At 56.4% G+C, this 16788-nt stretch carries 20 protein-coding genes; 11 read left to right on the top strand and 9 right to left on the bottom strand.

Annotated features, from left to right (window positions below):
• The 3 genes from M0974_RS12265 to M0974_RS12255 all read right to left on the bottom strand — a co-directional run.
• The coding region (locus M0974_RS12265) for an ABATE domain-containing protein (RefSeq protein ID WP_297836586.1) at positions 1 to 506 on the bottom strand (506 nt) is incomplete at its 3' end.
• A 115-nt stretch (positions 507 to 621) separates the two neighbouring features.
• The gene (locus M0974_RS12260; RefSeq protein ID WP_297836584.1) at positions 622 to 1605 is read right to left on the bottom strand and encodes an MDR family oxidoreductase; all 984 of its coding nucleotides are present in this window, start codon (positions 1603 to 1605) and stop codon (positions 622 to 624) included.
• A 44-nt stretch (positions 1606 to 1649) separates the two neighbouring features.
• Complete coding sequence (locus M0974_RS12255; RefSeq protein WP_297836582.1) at positions 1650 to 2273, bottom strand: TetR/AcrR family transcriptional regulator; 624 nt, start codon at positions 2271 to 2273, stop codon at positions 1650 to 1652.
• Positions 2274 to 2455: 182 nt separating this feature from the next.
• Between M0974_RS12255 and M0974_RS12250 the strand changes: the two genes are divergently transcribed.
• From M0974_RS12250 to M0974_RS12225, 6 genes are all read left to right on the top strand, one after another.
• Positions 2456 to 3346 (top strand): alpha/beta fold hydrolase, encoded by an 891-nt coding sequence (locus M0974_RS12250; RefSeq protein ID WP_297836580.1) that lies wholly within the window; start codon positions 2456 to 2458, stop codon positions 3344 to 3346.
• Between the two features lie 67 nt (positions 3347 to 3413).
• Positions 3414 to 4490 (top strand): nitronate monooxygenase family protein, encoded by a 1077-nt coding sequence (locus M0974_RS12245; RefSeq protein WP_297836578.1) that lies wholly within the window; start codon positions 3414 to 3416, stop codon positions 4488 to 4490.
• Between the two features lie 165 nt (positions 4491 to 4655).
• Entirely contained in the window at positions 4656 to 5423 is a 768-nt protein-coding gene (gene modA / locus M0974_RS12240) for a molybdate ABC transporter substrate-binding protein (RefSeq protein ID WP_297836576.1), read from the top strand.
• Positions 5424 to 6104, top strand: coding sequence for a molybdate ABC transporter permease subunit (modB, locus tag M0974_RS12235; RefSeq protein WP_297836574.1), 681 nt, complete (start codon positions 5424 to 5426; stop codon positions 6102 to 6104).
• A 3-nt stretch (positions 6105 to 6107) separates the two neighbouring features.
• The gene (gene modC, locus M0974_RS12230) at positions 6108 to 7205 is read left to right on the top strand and encodes a molybdenum ABC transporter ATP-binding protein (RefSeq protein WP_297836572.1); all 1098 of its coding nucleotides are present in this window, start codon (positions 6108 to 6110) and stop codon (positions 7203 to 7205) included.
• Between the two features lie 70 nt (positions 7206 to 7275).
• Positions 7276 to 8340, top strand: coding sequence for a DNA topoisomerase IB (locus tag M0974_RS12225; RefSeq protein WP_297836571.1), 1065 nt, complete (start codon positions 7276 to 7278; stop codon positions 8338 to 8340).
• Between the two features lie 56 nt (positions 8341 to 8396).
• Here M0974_RS12225 and M0974_RS12220 read toward each other — a convergent pair whose 3' ends face one another.
• On the bottom strand, positions 8397 to 8741 hold the full coding sequence (locus M0974_RS12220) for a helix-turn-helix transcriptional regulator (RefSeq protein ID WP_297836569.1): 345 nt from the start codon (positions 8739 to 8741) through the stop codon (positions 8397 to 8399).
• A 302-nt stretch (positions 8742 to 9043) separates the two neighbouring features.
• On the opposite strand from M0974_RS12220, the gene M0974_RS12215 reads away from it, so the two are divergent.
• The 3 genes from M0974_RS12215 to M0974_RS12205 all read left to right on the top strand — a co-directional run bounded on the left by M0974_RS12215 (position 9044) and on the right by M0974_RS12205 (position 12692).
• Positions 9044 to 9754 (top strand): hypothetical protein, encoded by a 711-nt coding sequence (locus M0974_RS12215; protein WP_297836567.1) that lies wholly within the window; start codon positions 9044 to 9046, stop codon positions 9752 to 9754.
• A 47-nt stretch (positions 9755 to 9801) separates the two neighbouring features.
• Positions 9802 to 12363, top strand: a complete 2562-nt coding sequence (locus tag M0974_RS12210) for an excinuclease ABC subunit UvrA (RefSeq protein WP_297836566.1) — start codon at positions 9802 to 9804, stop codon at positions 12361 to 12363.
• 89 nt (positions 12364 to 12452) lie between these two features.
• Positions 12453 to 12692, top strand: coding sequence for a hypothetical protein (locus tag M0974_RS12205; protein WP_297836565.1), 240 nt, complete (start codon positions 12453 to 12455; stop codon positions 12690 to 12692).
• A 32-nt stretch (positions 12693 to 12724) separates the two neighbouring features.
• Here M0974_RS12205 and M0974_RS12200 read toward each other — a convergent pair whose 3' ends face one another.
• Positions 12725 to 12940 carry a hypothetical protein gene (locus tag M0974_RS12200; protein ID WP_297836564.1) on the bottom strand — a complete coding sequence of 72 codons (216 nt, stop codon included), beginning with the start codon at positions 12938 to 12940 and terminating at the stop codon, positions 12725 to 12727.
• A gap of 41 nt (positions 12941 to 12981) precedes the next feature.
• Entirely contained in the window at positions 12982 to 13263 is a 282-nt protein-coding gene (locus tag M0974_RS12195) for a hypothetical protein (RefSeq protein WP_297836562.1), read from the bottom strand.
• Positions 13264 to 13681: 418 nt separating this feature from the next.
• Between M0974_RS12195 and M0974_RS12190 the strand changes: the two genes are divergently transcribed.
• Together M0974_RS12190 and M0974_RS12185 are read left to right on the top strand one after the other, a co-directional pair.
• Positions 13682 to 14041 (top strand): helix-turn-helix transcriptional regulator, encoded by a 360-nt coding sequence (locus M0974_RS12190; RefSeq protein WP_297836560.1) that lies wholly within the window; start codon positions 13682 to 13684, stop codon positions 14039 to 14041.
• Between the two features lie 95 nt (positions 14042 to 14136).
• Positions 14137 to 14376 carry a hypothetical protein gene (locus tag M0974_RS12185; RefSeq protein WP_297836558.1) on the top strand — a complete coding sequence of 80 codons (240 nt, stop codon included), beginning with the start codon at positions 14137 to 14139 and terminating at the stop codon, positions 14374 to 14376.
• A 49-nt stretch (positions 14377 to 14425) separates the two neighbouring features.
• On the opposite strand, the gene catA is transcribed toward M0974_RS12185, so the two are convergent.
• The 3 genes from catA to M0974_RS12170 form a co-directional block, all read right to left on the bottom strand.
• On the bottom strand, positions 14426 to 15355 hold the full coding sequence (catA, locus tag M0974_RS12180; RefSeq protein ID WP_297836556.1) for a catechol 1,2-dioxygenase: 930 nt from the start codon (positions 15353 to 15355) through the stop codon (positions 14426 to 14428).
• A 76-nt stretch (positions 15356 to 15431) separates the two neighbouring features.
• Positions 15432 to 15722, bottom strand: coding sequence for a muconolactone Delta-isomerase (catC, locus tag M0974_RS12175; protein ID WP_297836555.1), 291 nt, complete (start codon positions 15720 to 15722; stop codon positions 15432 to 15434).
• Positions 15723 to 15754: 32 nt separating this feature from the next.
• Positions 15755 to 16788 (bottom strand): muconate/chloromuconate family cycloisomerase (locus tag M0974_RS12170; protein ID WP_297836553.1); only part of this gene is annotated, 1034 nt, incomplete at its 5' end.

Genomic DNA, 16788 nt, shown 5'->3' with positions numbered 1-16788 from the left:
TTGGTACGGTCGTAGAACCACAGCACGCATTCCGTGTGTTCACAGGTGCGAATCAGTGAAAAGTCGCCATTTACCAGCAACTCGGCGGCACCTTCCGCCAACGGAGCGAGAAACTGTCCGGCGGTTTGCTGCTGACGGGCGCGGTCCAGCCGCAGTTCGGTTGGCGCATCCCAGACCAATTGCGGGTGGCTCAGAGCGTTACGCAGGTAAGCATTCAACGCCGCTGGGTTGCCTTGTACACCGGCTTTGCGTTGCTCAAGCAGCTCACGAATAATCTCTCGCAACTCTAGGCCAGCCCGTAATAGCGTGCCTTCGGTAAACGCTGGGACTTGTTCTGCGTCAAACCAACCTGCTCGCACCAGCCAACGTGCCACGTCATCGTCGCTTTGCCAGTAATCAACCGAAACACTGTCAACCAACGCCCGGGTATTGAGCATATCCAGCACAGGATCGTCGGCCACCAAGAGCGGTTCATTGAGCAGTGCGTCGGTGATGACAGTGGTCATGATGGTTCCTATCCAAAAAGTTTACCTGTAGGAGACGAGTTAGCATCTATTTGAGTCAACGCCGACACTGTAACCTCTATAATCAAATTTTAACAGTTACCCACTCATCGATAGCTTAGCGGTTTACATCTACCACCACGCGACCGCGAACTTGGCCGGCAATCAGCTGCGCGGCAACCCCAACCACTTCGCTAAGGCCAATCTCACGGCTAATCAGTGGCAACAGCGACACGTCAAAATCCCTCGCCAAACGATCCCAGGCTTCAACCCGATCAGCCCCGGGCCGAGTGACGCTGTCGATACCCGCCAGCGTGACGCCGCGCAGAATGAACGGCATCACCGTTACAGGAAAGTCCATGCCTTGGGCCAGACCACAGGCAGCCACGGTCCCTCGGTACTTGATGCCTGCGCAGACGTTCGCCAGGGTATGGCTGCCCACCGAGTCGATCGCGGCGGCCCAACGCTCTTTGGCCAACGGTCGACCGGGCTCGGACAAGGTCGCGCGATCAATGATTTCCGCAGCGCCCAATTGGTTTAAATAAGCGCTTTCGGCAACACGCCCCGTGGATGCAATGACGCGGTAACCGAGCTTGGCCAGAATCGCTACTGCGAAACTGCCCACGCCACCATTGGCGCCAGTGACCAGCACGTCGCCCTTTTCAGGCGTCAGGCCGTGCTCTTCCAAGGCGATGACGGCGAGCATTGCTGTGTAGCCGGCCGTGCCGATGGCCATGGCTTGCGCGGCGGTGAAGCCCTTGGGCAGTGGAATCAGCCATTTGCCCTCAAGACGTGCTTTTTCAGCCAGACCGCCCCAATGCCCTTCGCCAACCCCCCAACCGTTAAGCAACACCTGATCGCCGACCTTGAACATGGCATCACTGCTGTGTTCGACGGTTCCCGTCAGGTCAACACCAGGGATCATTGGAAACTTGCGCACCACCGGACCTGCGCCGGTGATCGCCAAGCCGTCCTTGTAGTTCAACGTGCTGTAAGCCACTCGAACGGTGACGTCGCCGGGCGGCAGCTGTTCTTCGCTGATGTCACTCAAGCCCGCGCGATAACCCGCGTCGTCTTTCTCGATCAAAATGCCTTTGAACATACCTGCCTCCGATATAGACCGATCGTCTAGAAATAGATCAAAAATCATTGCGGCAAGCCACGAAGGAAACCAGCAATGAAGGTGTTCAGCGGAATCTCGCTTTGGACCAGCCGAGCGCGCAGCACTGCGCCCTCCCAACCAATCCAGAAAAACGCTGCCAACTCTGCGCAATCAGCATGGGCGGCCAATTCGCCACAGCACTGGGCTTCCCTCAAACACGTTGCCAAGCGCGCTTGCCAGTCCACAAAGATACCCTCCAGCACTGCTCGAAAGCCTTCAGGGAGCACGCTAACTTCCTGGCCCATATTGCCAACCATGCAACCGCGCCGGTAATCGTAACGGGCCATACCCACCTTGGCGTCCTGAGCAAACGCCGCCAGACGCTCCAGCGGCGAGAGCGATTCGTCCAGCAACCAGCGATCAAGTTTGCGTGCAAAAAAAGTCGCGTAGTTGTCCAGAACCGCCCGGCCAAACGCTTCTTTGCTTTCAAAGTAATGGTAGAACGAACCCTTCGGCACCCCGACCCGCTTGAGGATGCTGTCGATGCCGGTCGCCATAAAACCCTGCTCGGTCAACACTTCAGTACCGCAGCGAATCAATGCGTCGCGGGTTTCGAAGTTGTCCCGATCAAGCTTGGGCGGCCGGCCTGGTCCGCGGCGGTTTGTCATAAGAGTTGTCATGGACAGGATATTAGACCGATCGTCTTTTAAGTCAATAGGGCTTCTGTGGGGACCGTTCAGCCGCCCATTTATGTAACCTTTAAAATATCATTTGACAGGTTACATGCGGTAGCAGAAGAATAAATGGACGCTTTCAGTTACCCCTATTTTTCAGCCATGAGAACCCTGTCATGACCACATACCCCGCACATGCCACTACCACCGTCCGCTATCAGCATGTCGAAGCCGACGGCGTTAATGTCTTTTATCGTGAAGCTGGCGAAGCAGACGCACCCGTTGTGCTGCTCCTGCACGGATTCCCGAGTTCGTCGCACATGTACCGCGACCTGATCCCTCACCTCGCCAAACGCTACCGAGTGATTGCGCCAGACTTGCCAGGCTTCGGCTTTACCCACGTACCGCCACAACGGGACTATCACTACAGCTTCGACGACCTTGCAAAAACGCTCGAAAGCTTTGTCGAAGTGCTTGGATTAAGTCGTTATGCCTTGTATGTATTCGACTATGGCGCGCCAGTCGGCTTGCGCCTGGCCGTTGCGCACCCAGAGCGGGTGACTGCCCTGATCTCCCAAAACGGTAACGCCTACCTGGAAGGCCTCGGCGATGCGTGGGAACCGATCCGTAACTATTGGCAAACGCCGAGCCCGGCCAACCGCGAAATCATTCGCGATGCTGTGCTCAATCTTGAAGGCGTGCGCTACCAGTACGTACATGGCGTCACCCATCCAGAGCTGATCGCGCCGGAGTCCTACACGCTGGATGTGCTGCTGATGCAACGGCCGGGAAACGACGAGATTCAGTTGGACCTGTTCCTTGATTACGCCAACAACCTCAAGCTATACCCGGCGTTTCAGGTTTTTTTCAAACAGACCCAAGTGCCCACTCTGGTGATCTGGGGTAAACATGATCCGTTCTTTATTCCACCGGGTGCAGAGGCGTATAAACGCGACAACGACAACGCAGTGGTAGAGATGCTCGACACCGGGCACTTTGCTCTAGAGACTCATGCTGATTACATTGCTCAGCGCATCGTCGATGTTCTGGGCGACGCCATTCGTTGAATATCGCCAGGCCACCCTGCCCGCTTAATGGTGGCCTGGCTGTTGTCCTAATCAGGAGAAAACAACCGTGAGCACATGGCCAGACAGGCGCATCCTCGACTTATTCGGTATCCAACTGCCCATCCTGCAAGCGCCCATGGCCGGCGCCAGTAGCTCCGCCATGGCCATTGCAGTTGGCAACGCAGGTGGGCTCGGCTCGTTACCGTGTGCGGCATTGTCCCACCAGCAAATCCGTGAAGAAGTGGCGTTGATTCGGAGCCACAGTCGCGGCCCGCTCAACTTGAATTTTTTTTGCCACACCGCCCCCGTGGCCGACCCTGTGCGGGAAGCCCGATGGAAAGAGTCTCTGAAGGACTATTACACCGAATTGGGCGCTGATTTCGACGCACCCACGCCCGCTTCGGTGCGCGCACCGTTTGATGACGCCACCTGCACGCTGGTGGAAGCGTTAAAGCCAGAGGTGGTCAGTTTCCATTTCGGCCTGCCGGAGCAAGGTTTGCTGGACCGAGTCAAGGCCACGGGCGCCAAAGTCTTATCATCGGCCACGACCGTTGACGAAGCGATCTGGCTGGAACAACACGGTTGCGACGCGATCATTGCCATGGGCTACGAAGCCGGTGGTCACCGTGGCGTCTTCCTCGGCGGCGAACTGCACAATCAGGTCGGGACTTTGGCCTTGGTCCCCCAAGTAGTCGACGCTGTAACTGTGCCAGTGATAGCGGCCGGCGGCATCGGTGACGCTCGCGGTATAGTCGCCGCGTTTGCGTTGGGAGCCTCGGCAGTGCAACTAGGCACGGTCTATCTGTTCTGCCCTGAAGCCAATGTCAGCGCGCCGCATTACCGTGCGCTGCGGACTGCAAAAGGCAGTGAAACTGCGTTGACCAACCTCTTCACCGGCAGACCGGCGCGAGGCATCGTCAATCGAGTGATGCGCGAGCAAGGCCCGATCAGTGCAATCACCCCCGCCTTTCCTCTAGCCGGCGGCGCATTGATACCGTTACGCGCCAAATCCGAACCCCACGGCAGCGGCGACTTCCTCAACTTGTGGGCCGGCCAGGCTGTAGGGCTGAAGCACGAGTTGTCGGCCGAGGCACTGACTCGACAACTCGGCGCCCAAGCGCTGGAGAAACTATCCCGGCATTGAAATGCGGAAGGTTTTACCCAATACCAGCGGTGATCATGCGTTGAATCATCGAGATTTTTTTGCGCGTGGCTTCCACAGGGAGATTCGCCGCTATATATTCTGGTATATAGCGTTTGGCCTTATCTGCCAAACCTCCGATGTCTCCTGAAACCATGGAAAGCCTCAATGCAAACGGGTCACCTCCGCACAACGCTCACCTCTTTGGCAGTCATCGTCGCAGCACTCAGCATGAGTACAGCCTTCGCCGATGAAGTTCAGGTCGCCGTCGCCGCCAACTTCACTGCGCCGATTCAGGCGATTGCCAAAGCGTTTGAAGCAGACACCGGTCACAAATTGATCGCCGCCTATGGCGCCACTGGGCAGTTCTATACCCAGATCAAAAATGGCGCGCCGTTCGAGGTGTTCCTCGCAGCGGATGACACCATTCCGGCGAAGCTGGAGAAAGAAGGCGACACAGTCCCTGGCTCGCGTTTCACCTACGCGGTGGGCAAATTGGCGCTATGGTCGGCCAAAGAAGGTTACGTCGACGACAAAGGCGCCGTGCTTAAGGCCAATCAATACCAACACTTGTCCATCGCCGATCCAAAAGCGGCGCCTTACGGCCTGGCAGCTACCCAAGTGCTGGCAAAGCTGGATCTGACCGAGGCCACCAAAGACAAAATTGTTACGGGCCAGAACATAACCCAGGCCTACCAGTTCATCTCCACGGGTAACGCCGAGTTAGGCTTTGTCGCCCTGTCGCAGATCTACAAGGACGGTAAAGTCACCAGCGGCTCGGCGTGGTTGGTACCGGCAAACCTGCATGACCCTATCAAACAAGACGCGGTCATCCTGAGCAAAGGCAAGGACAGCGCTGCGGCCAAGGCACTGGTTGAATACCTGAAAGGGCCTAAGGCCGCCGCAGTGATCAAATCCTACGGCTACGAGCTTTAAATGCCGCTGAGCGGTGAAGACCTGGCAGCGATTTGGCTGACGCTGCAACTGGCGTCACTGACCACGCTCATTCTACTGCTGATCGGTACACCCATCGCGCTGTGGCTGGCGCACACCCGCTCGTGGCTCAAAGGTCCAGTGGGTGCAGTGGTGGCCTTGCCGTTGGTATTGCCGCCCACTGTGATCGGCTTTTACCTACTGCTGACCATGGGCCCCAATGGATTCCTCGGGCACTTCACTCAAAGCATTGGTTTGGGAACGCTGACCTTCAGTTTTCCCGGACTGGTGATTGGCTCAGTCATTTATTCAATGCCTTTCGTTGTACAGCCATTGCAGAACGCGTTCTCAGCCATCGGCACCCGGCCACTGGAAGTGGCGGCAACGCTGCGGGCCAATCCATGGGACACGTTTTTCAGCGTGGTGCTGCCGTTGGCCCGGCCGGGTTTCATTACCGGTGCGATTCTGGGGTTTGCTCACACCGTGGGTGAGTTTGGTGTGGTGCTGATGATTGGCGGCAACATCCCTGGCAAGACCCGCGTGGTGTCGGTGCAAATCTACGATCACGTGGAATCCATGGAGTACCTGCAAGCCCATTGGCTGGCTGGGGCAATGTTAGTGTTTTCTTTTCTGGTGTTGTTGGCGCTGTACTCCAGCGGCAAAACCAAAGCTGGCTGGAGCTGAACCATGACCTCAACGCCCGCGAGCATTCAGGTTCGCCTGCACATGGCCTACCCCGAGTTCACGGTAGACGTCGACCTCGCCCTGCCTGGTCGCGGCGTCACCGCGTTGTACGGCCACTCGGGCTCGGGCAAGACCACGTGCCTGCGCTGTATCGCCGGGCTGGAAAAAGCCAATAGCGGTTTCATCCAGATCAATGGCGAAGTCTGGCAGGACAGCAGCAAAGGGATATTTCTCGCCCCGCATAAACGCGCCCTGGGTTATGTATTTCAGGAAGCCAGCTTGTTCCCCCACTTATCGGTGCGCGGCAATCTGGAGTTTGGCTTGCGGCGTATTGCCCGCGCTCAGCGCAAGGTAGAACTGGGGCACGCAACAGAACTGTTAGGGATCGACCACTTGCTTGACCGGCAGCCAGACAAACTGTCGGGTGGAGAACGACAGCGTGTCGGCATCGCTCGCGCCCTGCTCACCAGCCCTCGCCTGCTACTGCTCGACGAACCACTGGCCGCGTTGGACGCCAAGCGCAAAAGCGAAATCCTGCCGTATCTGGAACGCCTGCATGACGAGCTGGACATTCCAATGCTGTACGTCAGCCACTCTCAAGATGAGGTAGCGCGGCTGGCCGATCACATTGTGTTGTTGAGCGAAGGTAAAGCCCTCGCCAGCGGCCCCATCGGTGAAACCCTCGCTCGCCTCGACCTGCCGATGGCGACGGGTGATGATGCCGGCGTAGTGATCGAGGGCACCGTCAGCGCCTACGACGTCAATTACCAACTGCTGACCCTGTGTTTGCCGGGCAGCGATTTGACCGTTCGCGTGGCGCACGCGCCGATGGACATGGGTAAGACCCTGCGTTTCAAAGTTCAGGCGCGGGACGTGAGCCTGAACCTGCAGCCTGACGATCAAAGCAGCATCCTCAATCGCTTGCCGGTGACCGTAACCGGCGAAGTCTCCGCCGACAATACAGCGCATGTATTGGTACGTCTGGACGCCGCCGGAACACCGCTGTTGGCGCGCATCACCCGTTATTCCCGCGACCAGTTGCACCTCTACCCCGGCCAGCAATTGTGGGCGCAAATCAAGTCGGTGGCGGTGCTGGCCTAGACGCTGAAATCTCTCGGCACGACTATGATTTCCAGCGGTCAATGGTGATACCCGCGTGAAGGAATGCTCCATGCCCGACTCGACCGACATCACTCAATTGCCCTGTGACTTGCACTATGTCGATGACACGCAAGCCGGGTTCAGCCGGAAAATCCTGCGCGACAAATTCGTCTATTTCGATACCGATGGTCAGCGCATCCGCGACGAAGCCGAAATCAAACGAATCAATGCGCTGGTGATCCCTCCCGCTTACACCGACGTGTGGATTTGCGCTGACCCGAAAGGCCATTTGCAAGCGACGGGACGCGACGCACGAGGCCGCAAACAATACCGCTATCACCCACGCTGGCGAGAGATTCGCGACGAGAACAAATACTCGCGAATGATCGAGTTCGGCTTGGCATTGCCCAAGGTTCGTAAGCAATTGGAAGCGCAGTTGGCAGCACCGGGCATGGGCCGCGACAAGGTCATGGCAACCGTTATTTCGCTGCTGGATGCAACGTTGATCCGCATTGGTAATAGCCGGTATGCGCGGGACAACCGCTCTTACGGATTGACGACACTGCGCAATAAACATGTCGAGATAAAAGGCAGCGCGATTCTGTTTCAGTTTCGCGGCAAGAGCGGCGTCGAGCACCAGATCAGCATCAAAGACCGGCGCCTGGCACGCATCATCAAACGCTGCATGGAACTGCCGGGACAAAACTTGTTCCAGTACCTGGACGATGAAGGCGAGCGCCATTCGGTCAGCTCATCGGACATCAACGCGTATCTGCACAACCTCACCGGTGCCGACTTCACTGCCAAGGACTACCGAACCTGGGCTGGCAGCGCATTAGCGCTCGCCACGCTGCGCAAGCTGCAATGGAAAACCGAAGCTGATGCAAAAAAGCATATCGTCGACATGGTCAAGGAAGTTGCTCGACAACTGGGCAACACCCCGGCTGTTTGTCGCCGTTGCTACATTCATCCTGCGGTGTTGGAGGGGTTTCTACTGGGCGACCTGGCCAAACTGCCGCGGTCGCGACAGCGCAAGGGTTTGCGCCAAGAGGAAGTTGCGCTGGCTACTTTTTTACAGGCGCTGGCAACAAAGGCCGCCGAGGTGGCCAACAACTCACCTGAAGAAAACGCTTAACCTCGCGATTACTCGCAGGCACTATCGATAGGGCCATTACGTTGCGTGGGAAGTTACTACCCGTTTTGATCATACGTACTGGACAACTCTTCAATCCTTAATAACAGATGACGCACAGCATGTTTGACCTCGGTAAACACCGCATCCGGCTCTTCAATATGTTCCGCTTGTTGCAGCAGATTATCGACGGCAATTCCCGCACTTCGTTTGCCGGTCAGTACATACAGAACATCAAGCCCTTCGCTTGCAAGCGCCGCCAGATAATCGGCCTTCGGCACTCGTTCGCCGCTTTCATATTTACCCTGCGCGTTAGCCGCAACACCACCGAGAAATCCCATCTCCCGTTGTGAAAAGCCCAGCCGCCTGCGCTCTTGCCTGAGTCTCGCACCCATCTCAATCATTTTCTTTGACTACCCAAACGGTCATTGATGAACAAATTTTCTCAAAAAAAATCGGCGATTTAAATGTCTCCGGTTTCAAAAAAACGACTGTTTGTCGGAATGCCACGGCATCTACCCGACAATAAGCGCCCTACCCATTCGTTTGATGGTTGACTTATCCTCAATTCATATTTCAATAAAAGTAGCGCAGCTATACTCCTTTTGCGCCACGGCCATCACGGGCACAGAACCTATTCCTTCCAGAAGTATCAATGGGCTACCCGCTTAATTACACGGCTTTACCTTTGTGAGGATTTTTGCTCATGGAACGACCCATCATATTCAGCGCGCCAATGGTTAGTGCAATCCTTAACGGTAAAAAGACGGTCACCCGGCGCATTATCAAACCTGCTGAATCGATGTCGTCGCCGGCCGGGCAACATCGAACAGCTGACCTTGCCTCAGGCGGCAATGGCAATATGGCTGCAACAGCAACTGAGTCCGCCACATCGACTCAAGCACTTGGCGAAGAGTGTCCATATGGGCAAACGGGAGATCAGCTTTGGTTAAAGGAGTCTTTTTATGCGTTCGGCCACTGGGAGGCTGAGTTCAACGAAAGTACACAGCGTGACGAGTGGCATTTTCTAGACCTGACCCTAAACAGCGGCCTGTCCTATCAATACATGGAGCCAGCGGACTATGTGAAAACCTCGCGCTCCGATCCACGCTCCGGCTGGTGGCTACGACCCAGCCTGTTTATGCCGCGTCGAGCCTCGCGGATCAACCTTGAGATCACCGATGTCCATAAGGAACGCCTGCGCGACATCACCGAGGAACAAGCCCAGGCAGAAGGTTTTTTGCCGTTGCACGACGGCATGCACGGCTACTTTATGAACCATATGCCACCGCCGAATGCCGGTATGAGCGTCACAGCGGTGATCGCCTTTGCGGTTTTTTGGCAAAGCCTGAACGGTACTAACTCATGGAATGAGAATCCATGGGTCTGGGTGATTGGTTTTCGGCGTATAACCTAACGTCGTCGGTATTATGCGCATATGACCCACTTGTTTAAGGCTCGATAATGACCTCGCAGCGTGACACACCTGACAACCAAGCCCTGTTATCGATCTCAGTCAACGGTTCGCCAATGAACAGCTCGGGGTTCGTCAGGGTGCGGGGTGCCCGTGAACACAATTTGAAGAACGTAGATGTTGATATTCCACGTGACGCCCTGGTGGTGTTTACCGGCGTGTCGGGGTCGGGTAAGTCATCGCTGGCGTTCTCCACCCTGTACGCCGAAGCGCAACGGCGTTACTTCGAATCAGTGGCGCCCTATGCGCGACGTTTGATCGATCAGGTTGGCGTACCAGACGTGGATTCCATCGACGGCCTGCCACCGGCGGTTGCCCTGCAACAACAACGGGGCACACCGAGTACTCGCTCCTCAGTGGGCAGCGTAACCACACTGTCGAGCCTGATACGGATGCTGTACTCCCGCGCTGGCAGTTATCCCGCTGACCAACCAATGCTGTATGCCGAAGACTTTTCACCTAACACGCCGCAGGGTGCTTGCCCGCAATGCCACGGGTTGGGACGTGTCTATGAAGTCACCGAGCAGACGATGGTGCCGGACGATACGTTGACCATTCGGCAACGGGCCGTGGCGTCATGGCCAACCGCCTGGCAGGGACAGAACCAGCGCGACATTCTAGTGACCCTGGGTTATGACGTCGACATTGCGTGGCGCGATCTGCCGAAAGAGCAGCGTGACTGGATTTTGTTCACTGAAGAAACGCCCACTGCGCCGGTATACGCCGGACTGACCCCGGAAGAAACCCGACAAGCCCTGAAGCGTAAGCTCGAACCGAGTTACCAAGGGACGTTCACTGGCGCTCGGCGCTATGTTTTGCACACCTTTGCCCACTCACAAAGCGCGCTGATGAAAAAACGCGTGGCGCGCTACATGATTGGCAGCCAGTGCCCGCTGTGTGCGGGTAAACGCCTTACCCGCGAGGCACTGTCGGTCACCTTTGCAGGTTATGACATTGGCGAGTTGTCCCGAATGCCCTTGCTGCGCCTGGCCGAAGTCTTGCGCCCAGTGGCGGCCAATAGCACGTCAAACCTGTCCGTGGAAAAGCGCCTGGCTGCCCAACGAATCGCTCAAGACTTGTTGGCACGTGTCAGCACGCTGACTGACCTTGGGCTCGGCTACCTGGCGCTAGAGCGCAGTACACCGACCCTGTCATCCGGCGAGCTGCAGCGGTTGCGTCTGGCGACTCAATTGGGCTCTCAGCTGTTCGGTGTCATTTACGTACTCGACGAGCCCTCCGCTGGTTTACACCCGGCTGACGGTGAAGCCTTGTTTGACGCCTTGCAGCGGCTCAAAGCAGCCGGCAATTCACTGTTCGTTGTCGAACACGACATTGAGACTATGCGCCGCGCGGACTGGTTGATCGACGTTGGACCCGCGGCTGGGGAGCATGGTGGCCGGGTGTTGTACAGCGGACCTCCGGCCGGACTGGCGCACATTGAGGAATCGCAAACCCGACCGCATCTTTTTGCCGCTCACGTACCGTTTAATCCAAATCGTCGCGAAGCCAAGGACTGGCTTCGACTCGAAGGCATCACCCGTAACAACTTGAGCAATCTTTCGGCCGAGTTTCCACTAGGGTGCTTCACCTCCGTGACGGGCATCTCCGGCTCGGGCAAGTCGAGCCTGGTGAGCCAAGCACTTCTTGAGCTGGTTGGCGCTCACTTGGGCCGTGCAGTGGCAAACGCTGAACAGGAGGAACCCAGCCTGGAAGACGATACCCCGCAAGTCAGCGGTGGCAAAGTAACGGCTGGACTGGAGTCGATTCGGCGGCTGGTACAGGTGGATCAAAAACCCATCGGACGCACGCCGCGCTCTAATTTAGCGACGTACACCGGGTTGTTTGACAGCGTGCGCAAACTGTACGCGGCCACACCGGAGGCGCAGCATAGACACTACGACGCGGGCCAGTTCTCGTTCAACGTCGCCAAAGGGCGTTGCCCCACGTGCGAGGGTGAAGGTTTTGTCAGCGTAGAATTGTTGTTCATGCCAAGCGTGTATGCGCCCTGCCCCACCTGCCATGGTGCCCGGTACAACGAGGAAACTCTGGAAATAACATGGCAGGGCCTGAGCATCGCTCAAGTGCTGCAACTGACGGTTGACCAGGCTGTAACGGTGTTCGCCGAACAACCCAGCGTACTGCGCTCGCTAACGACGTTGCGTGACATCGGTCTGGGGTATTTACGACTCGGCCAGCCCGCGACTGAGCTGTCGGGCGGTGAAGCGCAGCGAATCAAACTGGCGACCGAGTTGCAGCGCAGTCAACGCGGGGCCACCCTTTACGTACTGGATGAACCCACCACCGGTTTGCACCCTTGCGACGTGGACCGCCTGCTCAAGCAACTCAACAGTCTGGTCGATGCCGGCCACACGGTGATCGTCGTGGAGCACGAAATGCGTGTCGTCGCCCAAAGCGACTGGGTTATTGATGTGGGCCCCGGCGCAGGCGACCAAGGCGGCACGCTGGTGGCTAGCGGCACACCAGAAACGGTGGCAAAGGTCAAAAAAAGCCGTACAGCACCCTTTTTGGTCAAGATAATGTCGGGGCACTAAGCAAAATTAGGGCGACACCATTAGATGATTCCCGCACTGTGTCGCCCATTCGTAACTGCAACTCGGCTTAACTTTAATCTGGTAGTCCTATGACCCCTAACGCAGAGCTTTATAACCCGTCCACTGACTACGCCGACAAGCTGGTCACTCGCATCGGTCAAACACCCGCCTGGATCGCAAAACGCATCGGCGTCACCGACCGCCGCATTCGCTATATTCTCGACGGATCACGCACAGTGAAAGGCGTGACCACTCCGATCGAGATGACCTACCCGGAGCAATTTGCTCTGGAGTGCCTAGCTGCAGAAGCCGCCGCCAAGAAAAAATGACGTTGAATACGGCCTCCCAATCTGGAGGCCATTCAAGGTTTTAAAGGCCACTCGACGTCCTGATCCGACAGGCTTTTGCCGTCATCGGGATGCTTCCAATCCTGGGGCGGAGGACTCTCGTCGTCAGGAAAGGTATCAATATCCCGATCCGGTTTATCCGTGTCTTCATCGATGACATCAGGGCCCGGAACCGGAATTGAAGGATCCGGGGTTAGCACACCACTTTGGTATTGTGTATTGATATCCATACGCACCTCGCTAAATACCTTTTGAGTCGAGATCCTGGCCTTCACCCCCGACCGGCGGCGCCGCCTGCGATCCTTTCGGCTTTATCCGTTCCCCATTTCAGCGCGTCGACTGGGTTCCACGCCTCGCCTGCGAGCAGGGTTGTTTCCTCGGAGATCATTTTACCGTCAGCCGCGTACACGCAGATAAGCAATACTACCTCTCCCGGTGCCAGTTGCCTGGCTCTAATATCGATGTGGCATCCATTCTCGTAGTCAGCCGTGAATGACTCCTCGTCGCTAGCCGGGTTGCCCCACTCTGCAAAGATGTTTCCGCGCTCAAACATAAAATACCTCCAAAATTTCGGTCAACCATTCGGTTGTCATCAATGTGGACAGGCGATTTGCTCAAGCATTCCCTGCCCGATCAAGGAGCATCCGCAGAGGGTTGTATCTATAGTAAAAAAGCGCACGATGACATGAGCGGGCTGGACGGCGTTACTCATTGACGGGTTATGGAAAACAACCCATTCGAATCCACTAAACTGCGCACAGACATTCATATGAGCCTATAAGTTGGATACTCCGTATAAATAGCTATAAATAGTTGTACGTAATGAAATACGCTGTACAACACACGTCTAGCTCTATCGCCGTAGTACGTATTCACTTGGCTTGGGGGGCGGTAGGTGTGAACCGTGGCGACAGCTGCAAAAATACGCCCGTTAATAAAAACCGCAGAGATTGCCCAAAATGAATGTCCATGTGAGCAGTATCGGTTTGCGCCTTCGAAAAGAACGGGAACGCTTAGGACTATCTCAACAAGCTTTCGGCAGGCTCGGCGGGGTTGCGACCAATGCCCAAGGTAAATACGAAAACGGCGATCGTTTCCCCAGGTCCGATTATTTTGCCGCCATCGCAACGATCAACGTTGACCTGTTATTTATCCTGGTCGGCACGGAAACCCCAAAGAGCACCGATATTCTCACGCAAGATGAAAAAGATGTTTTGCTCAGCTTTAGGCTGCTCCAACCGGAGGACCAAGAGGCTGTGAGCTGTTTAGTCACAACGATCGCCAGTTTCTTGCCCCAGCGCTCTACGCGCCATGACTCTGTACGTCGATGACCGTTCGGTAGTCTGTTCGAAACAATAGGTCACCCTCTGAACGGTGCAGACAATCACAGGTCCATTGAGGGTTAACAAAAGATCGAGAGCATGCCATGACCCTTGAAAACATGAATATTGCTGCTGGGATCAAGCGCGAGGCTGCCACTATCATCTCGCGCATCGAACACGCTACTGGAATGTTGGACGCAACAATGGCAGGCGGAATCGCAGAAGGTTTCTTGATCGGGTTAGTGTGCGTGAATGCGATAACCGCCGACGCTACCGATGAGCTAGAAGCACTTTTCGGCGACGTGACGGATCAAAAAATGATATCGCTCAGGAAGAACGGTTAACCGTCGCGCACTCTTGCTTGCCTCCCCTTTTTCACGCACATCTGGTGAATTAAACCTCCTGCGCGCGCACCCTCTGCGCTCGCTGCTGTGCGTTAAGCTCGGCGGTGGGTTGCAACGTGAAGTCGAAATTAATTTCCGCAAACCGTTCAGATACGCCACGGGCCGCAGCTTGTTGCGGGTCTTCGATGAAATGAATTTCAGCGATGAGTTCGTCCCGGGTCGCGTAGGCAAAATCGTCATGCAGGTACTGATCGCCAGCAAGATTGATCTGCGTAGTCAGGTGCCTATGCCCCGGCGCTGAGATGAAAAAGTGCACATGAGCCGGACGTTGACCGTGGCGTCCCAGTTGATTCAGCAGTTGCTGAGTCGGACCGTCCGGGGGGCAACCGTAGCCAGACGGCACAATGCTGCGAAAACGGTAGCGACCTTCGGCATCGGTTTCGATACGTCGACGCAGATTGAAATCAGACTGCGAGGCATCGAAGTATGAATACGTACCACCGGTATTGGCGTGCCAAACATCGACAATGGCGCCTGCCAGTGGCTTACCGTCGATATCACGCACCTGGCCTTGCATGAACAACACAGTGCCCGGATCTTGCCCGTCATCCAGGCGGGCTTCGTGCTTGCTCAACGGCGCACCGGCGACATACAGCGGACCTTCGATGGTGCGGGGCGTGCCACCGACATGACCCGCCTGCTCATCTTCGGCATCCATCAGCAAATCCAGATAGTGCTCCAACCCTAGACCTGCCACCAGCAAGCCAGCTTCCTGTCGGCTGCCCAATTCGTTGAAGTAATTCACGGCTTTCCAGAATTCCTCCGGGCTGATCTGCAGGTCCTCAATGATCTTGATCGAGTCACTAAGGACCCGATGAACCACCGCCTTCATTCGGCTGCTGCCCTGATCATTGTCGAATCCGCTGGCTTCTTCGAAAAACTTTTGCACATCGGCAGTCTGGGAGATACGTACGGTCATGATAGTTTCCTCATCTTGTTTTTATAGTCGCGCAAGTCGATTTCCGGTTAGCGCGACAGCCATTCACGGCGGCTAATCAACGGTCGTCTTCATGCACAGAAGACGGGTGACGACACATGGCCGTGACCTCGATGTCCATGTAGGGGAACAGCGGCAACTGCATCAAGGTGTCGTGCAATGCCTGGTTATCCGCAACGTCAAAAATACTTACGTTGGCGTACTGCCCCGCGATTCGCCACAAGTGACGCCAAGTACCGTCCCGTTGCAGGCGCTGGGCCAGCTCTTTCTCGTCGGCCTTCAAACGGTTGCTCTGCTCGGCGGGCATGTCGACGGGAAGTTTCACGGTCATGCGGACATGAAACAGCATCTTGTATCCTCTTTCCTGTCATTGATTTGGTGTTATCGATCACGCTGGAAATGCGCCAGACGCTCTTCGTCCAGTTCTAGCCCAAGCCCGGGTTTGGTCGGAATCAGCAGCTGAAAATCACGGTAGATGAGTGGCTCGGCTACCACGTCTTCGGTCAGCAACAACGGCCCAAATAACTCGGTGTGCCACTCCAACTTGTTCAGCGTGGCAAACGCATGGGCCGCTGCAACGGTTCCGACGGCACCTTCAAGCATGGTGCCTCCATACAGCGCGATGCCGGCCGCCTCGGCAATCGCTGCGGTGCGCAAAACCGCACGCGGGCCGCCGTTCTTGGCGATTTTCAGGGCGAACACCGATGCTGCACCGGCACGGGCAAGGGCGAAGCTGTCGTCAACACTTTCGATGGCTTCGTCGGCCATGATCGGTACCGGGCTGCGGGCACTGATGCGCGCTTGGGCTTCAAGGTTTTGACGCGCAATCGGCTGCTCGATCAGATCGACTCCAGCATCGCCGAGCATTTGGCAACCCCGTAGCGCTATCGCCTCACTCCAGGCTTGATTGATGTCGACGCGCACGCTAGCGCGATCACCCAGCGCGCGTTTAATCGCGGCAACGTGGGCGATGTCCTTAGCCGGATCGCCGGCACCAATCTTCAGTTTGAACACCCGATGACGGCGGATATCGAGCATGCGCTCGGCTTCTTCGATGTCTTTGTCGGTGTTGCCACTGGCTAGGGTCCACGCCACTTCAAGACCATCACGTACCCGGCCGCCCAGTAATTCGGCTACGGGCAAACCAAGACGTTTACCCAAGGCGTCCAGCAACGCGGTTTCCACCGCAGACTTGGCGAAGGTATTACCGCGTACCGTGCGTTCAATGCGCAACATAGCGGCGTTAATGTTGCTGGCGTCCTGACCTATCAGCAGCGGGGCGAAATAGCTGTCGATATTGGTCTTGATGCTTTCCGGACTTTCGTTACCGTAGGACAGGCCGCCAATGGTGGTGGCCTCGCCAATGCCTTCAATACCGTCACTGCAACGCAGGCGCAGAATGACCAGCGTCTGGC

Source organism: Pseudomonas sp. (genome assembly GCF_026224925.1).
In the GTDB taxonomy this organism is placed as follows: Bacteria; Pseudomonadota; Gammaproteobacteria; order Pseudomonadales; family Pseudomonadaceae; genus Aquipseudomonas.
The sequence above is the reverse complement of the archived record's forward strand: the minus strand, read 5'-3'. Positions and strand labels throughout refer to the sequence as shown.

What these genes read in the sequence shown, in the direction of transcription:
- modC (WP_297836572.1), top strand. Translation starts at nt 6,108, where the DNA reads ATGACCTCAACGCCCGCGAGCATTCAGGTTCGCCTGCACATGGCCTAC.
- modB (WP_297836574.1), top strand. Translation starts at nt 5,424, where the DNA reads ATGCCGCTGAGCGGTGAAGACCTGGCAGCGATTTGGCTGACGCTGCAA.
- M0974_RS12185 (WP_297836558.1), top strand. Translation starts at nt 14,137, where the DNA reads ATGACCCTTGAAAACATGAATATTGCTGCTGGGATCAAGCGCGAGGCT.
- M0974_RS12210 (WP_297836566.1), top strand. Translation starts at nt 9,802, where the DNA reads ATGACCTCGCAGCGTGACACACCTGACAACCAAGCCCTGTTATCGATC.
- M0974_RS12255 (WP_297836582.1), bottom strand. Translation starts at nt 2,273, where the DNA reads ATGACAAACCGCCGCGGACCAGGCCGGCCGCCCAAGCTTGATCGGGAC.
- catA (WP_297836556.1), bottom strand. Translation starts at nt 15,355, where the DNA reads ATGACCGTACGTATCTCCCAGACTGCCGATGTGCAAAAGTTTTTCGAA.
- M0974_RS12250 (WP_297836580.1), top strand. Translation starts at nt 2,456, where the DNA reads ATGACCACATACCCCGCACATGCCACTACCACCGTCCGCTATCAGCAT.
- M0974_RS12200 (WP_297836564.1), bottom strand. Translation starts at nt 12,940, where the DNA reads ATGGATATCAATACACAATACCAAAGTGGTGTGCTAACCCCGGATCCT.
- M0974_RS12260 (WP_297836584.1), bottom strand. Translation starts at nt 1,605, where the DNA reads ATGTTCAAAGGCATTTTGATCGAGAAAGACGACGCGGGTTATCGCGCG.
- M0974_RS12220 (WP_297836569.1), bottom strand. Translation starts at nt 8,741, where the DNA reads ATGATTGAGATGGGTGCGAGACTCAGGCAAGAGCGCAGGCGGCTGGGC.
- M0974_RS12205 (WP_297836565.1), top strand. Translation starts at nt 12,453, where the DNA reads ATGACCCCTAACGCAGAGCTTTATAACCCGTCCACTGACTACGCCGAC.
- M0974_RS12195 (WP_297836562.1), bottom strand. Translation starts at nt 13,263, where the DNA reads ATGTTTGAGCGCGGAAACATCTTTGCAGAGTGGGGCAACCCGGCTAGC.
- modA (WP_297836576.1), top strand. Translation starts at nt 4,656, where the DNA reads ATGCAAACGGGTCACCTCCGCACAACGCTCACCTCTTTGGCAGTCATC.
- catC (WP_297836555.1), bottom strand. Translation starts at nt 15,722, where the DNA reads ATGCTGTTTCATGTCCGCATGACCGTGAAACTTCCCGTCGACATGCCC.
- M0974_RS12225 (WP_297836571.1), top strand. Translation starts at nt 7,276, where the DNA reads ATGCCCGACTCGACCGACATCACTCAATTGCCCTGTGACTTGCACTAT.
- M0974_RS12215 (WP_297836567.1), top strand. Translation starts at nt 9,044, where the DNA reads ATGGAACGACCCATCATATTCAGCGCGCCAATGGTTAGTGCAATCCTT.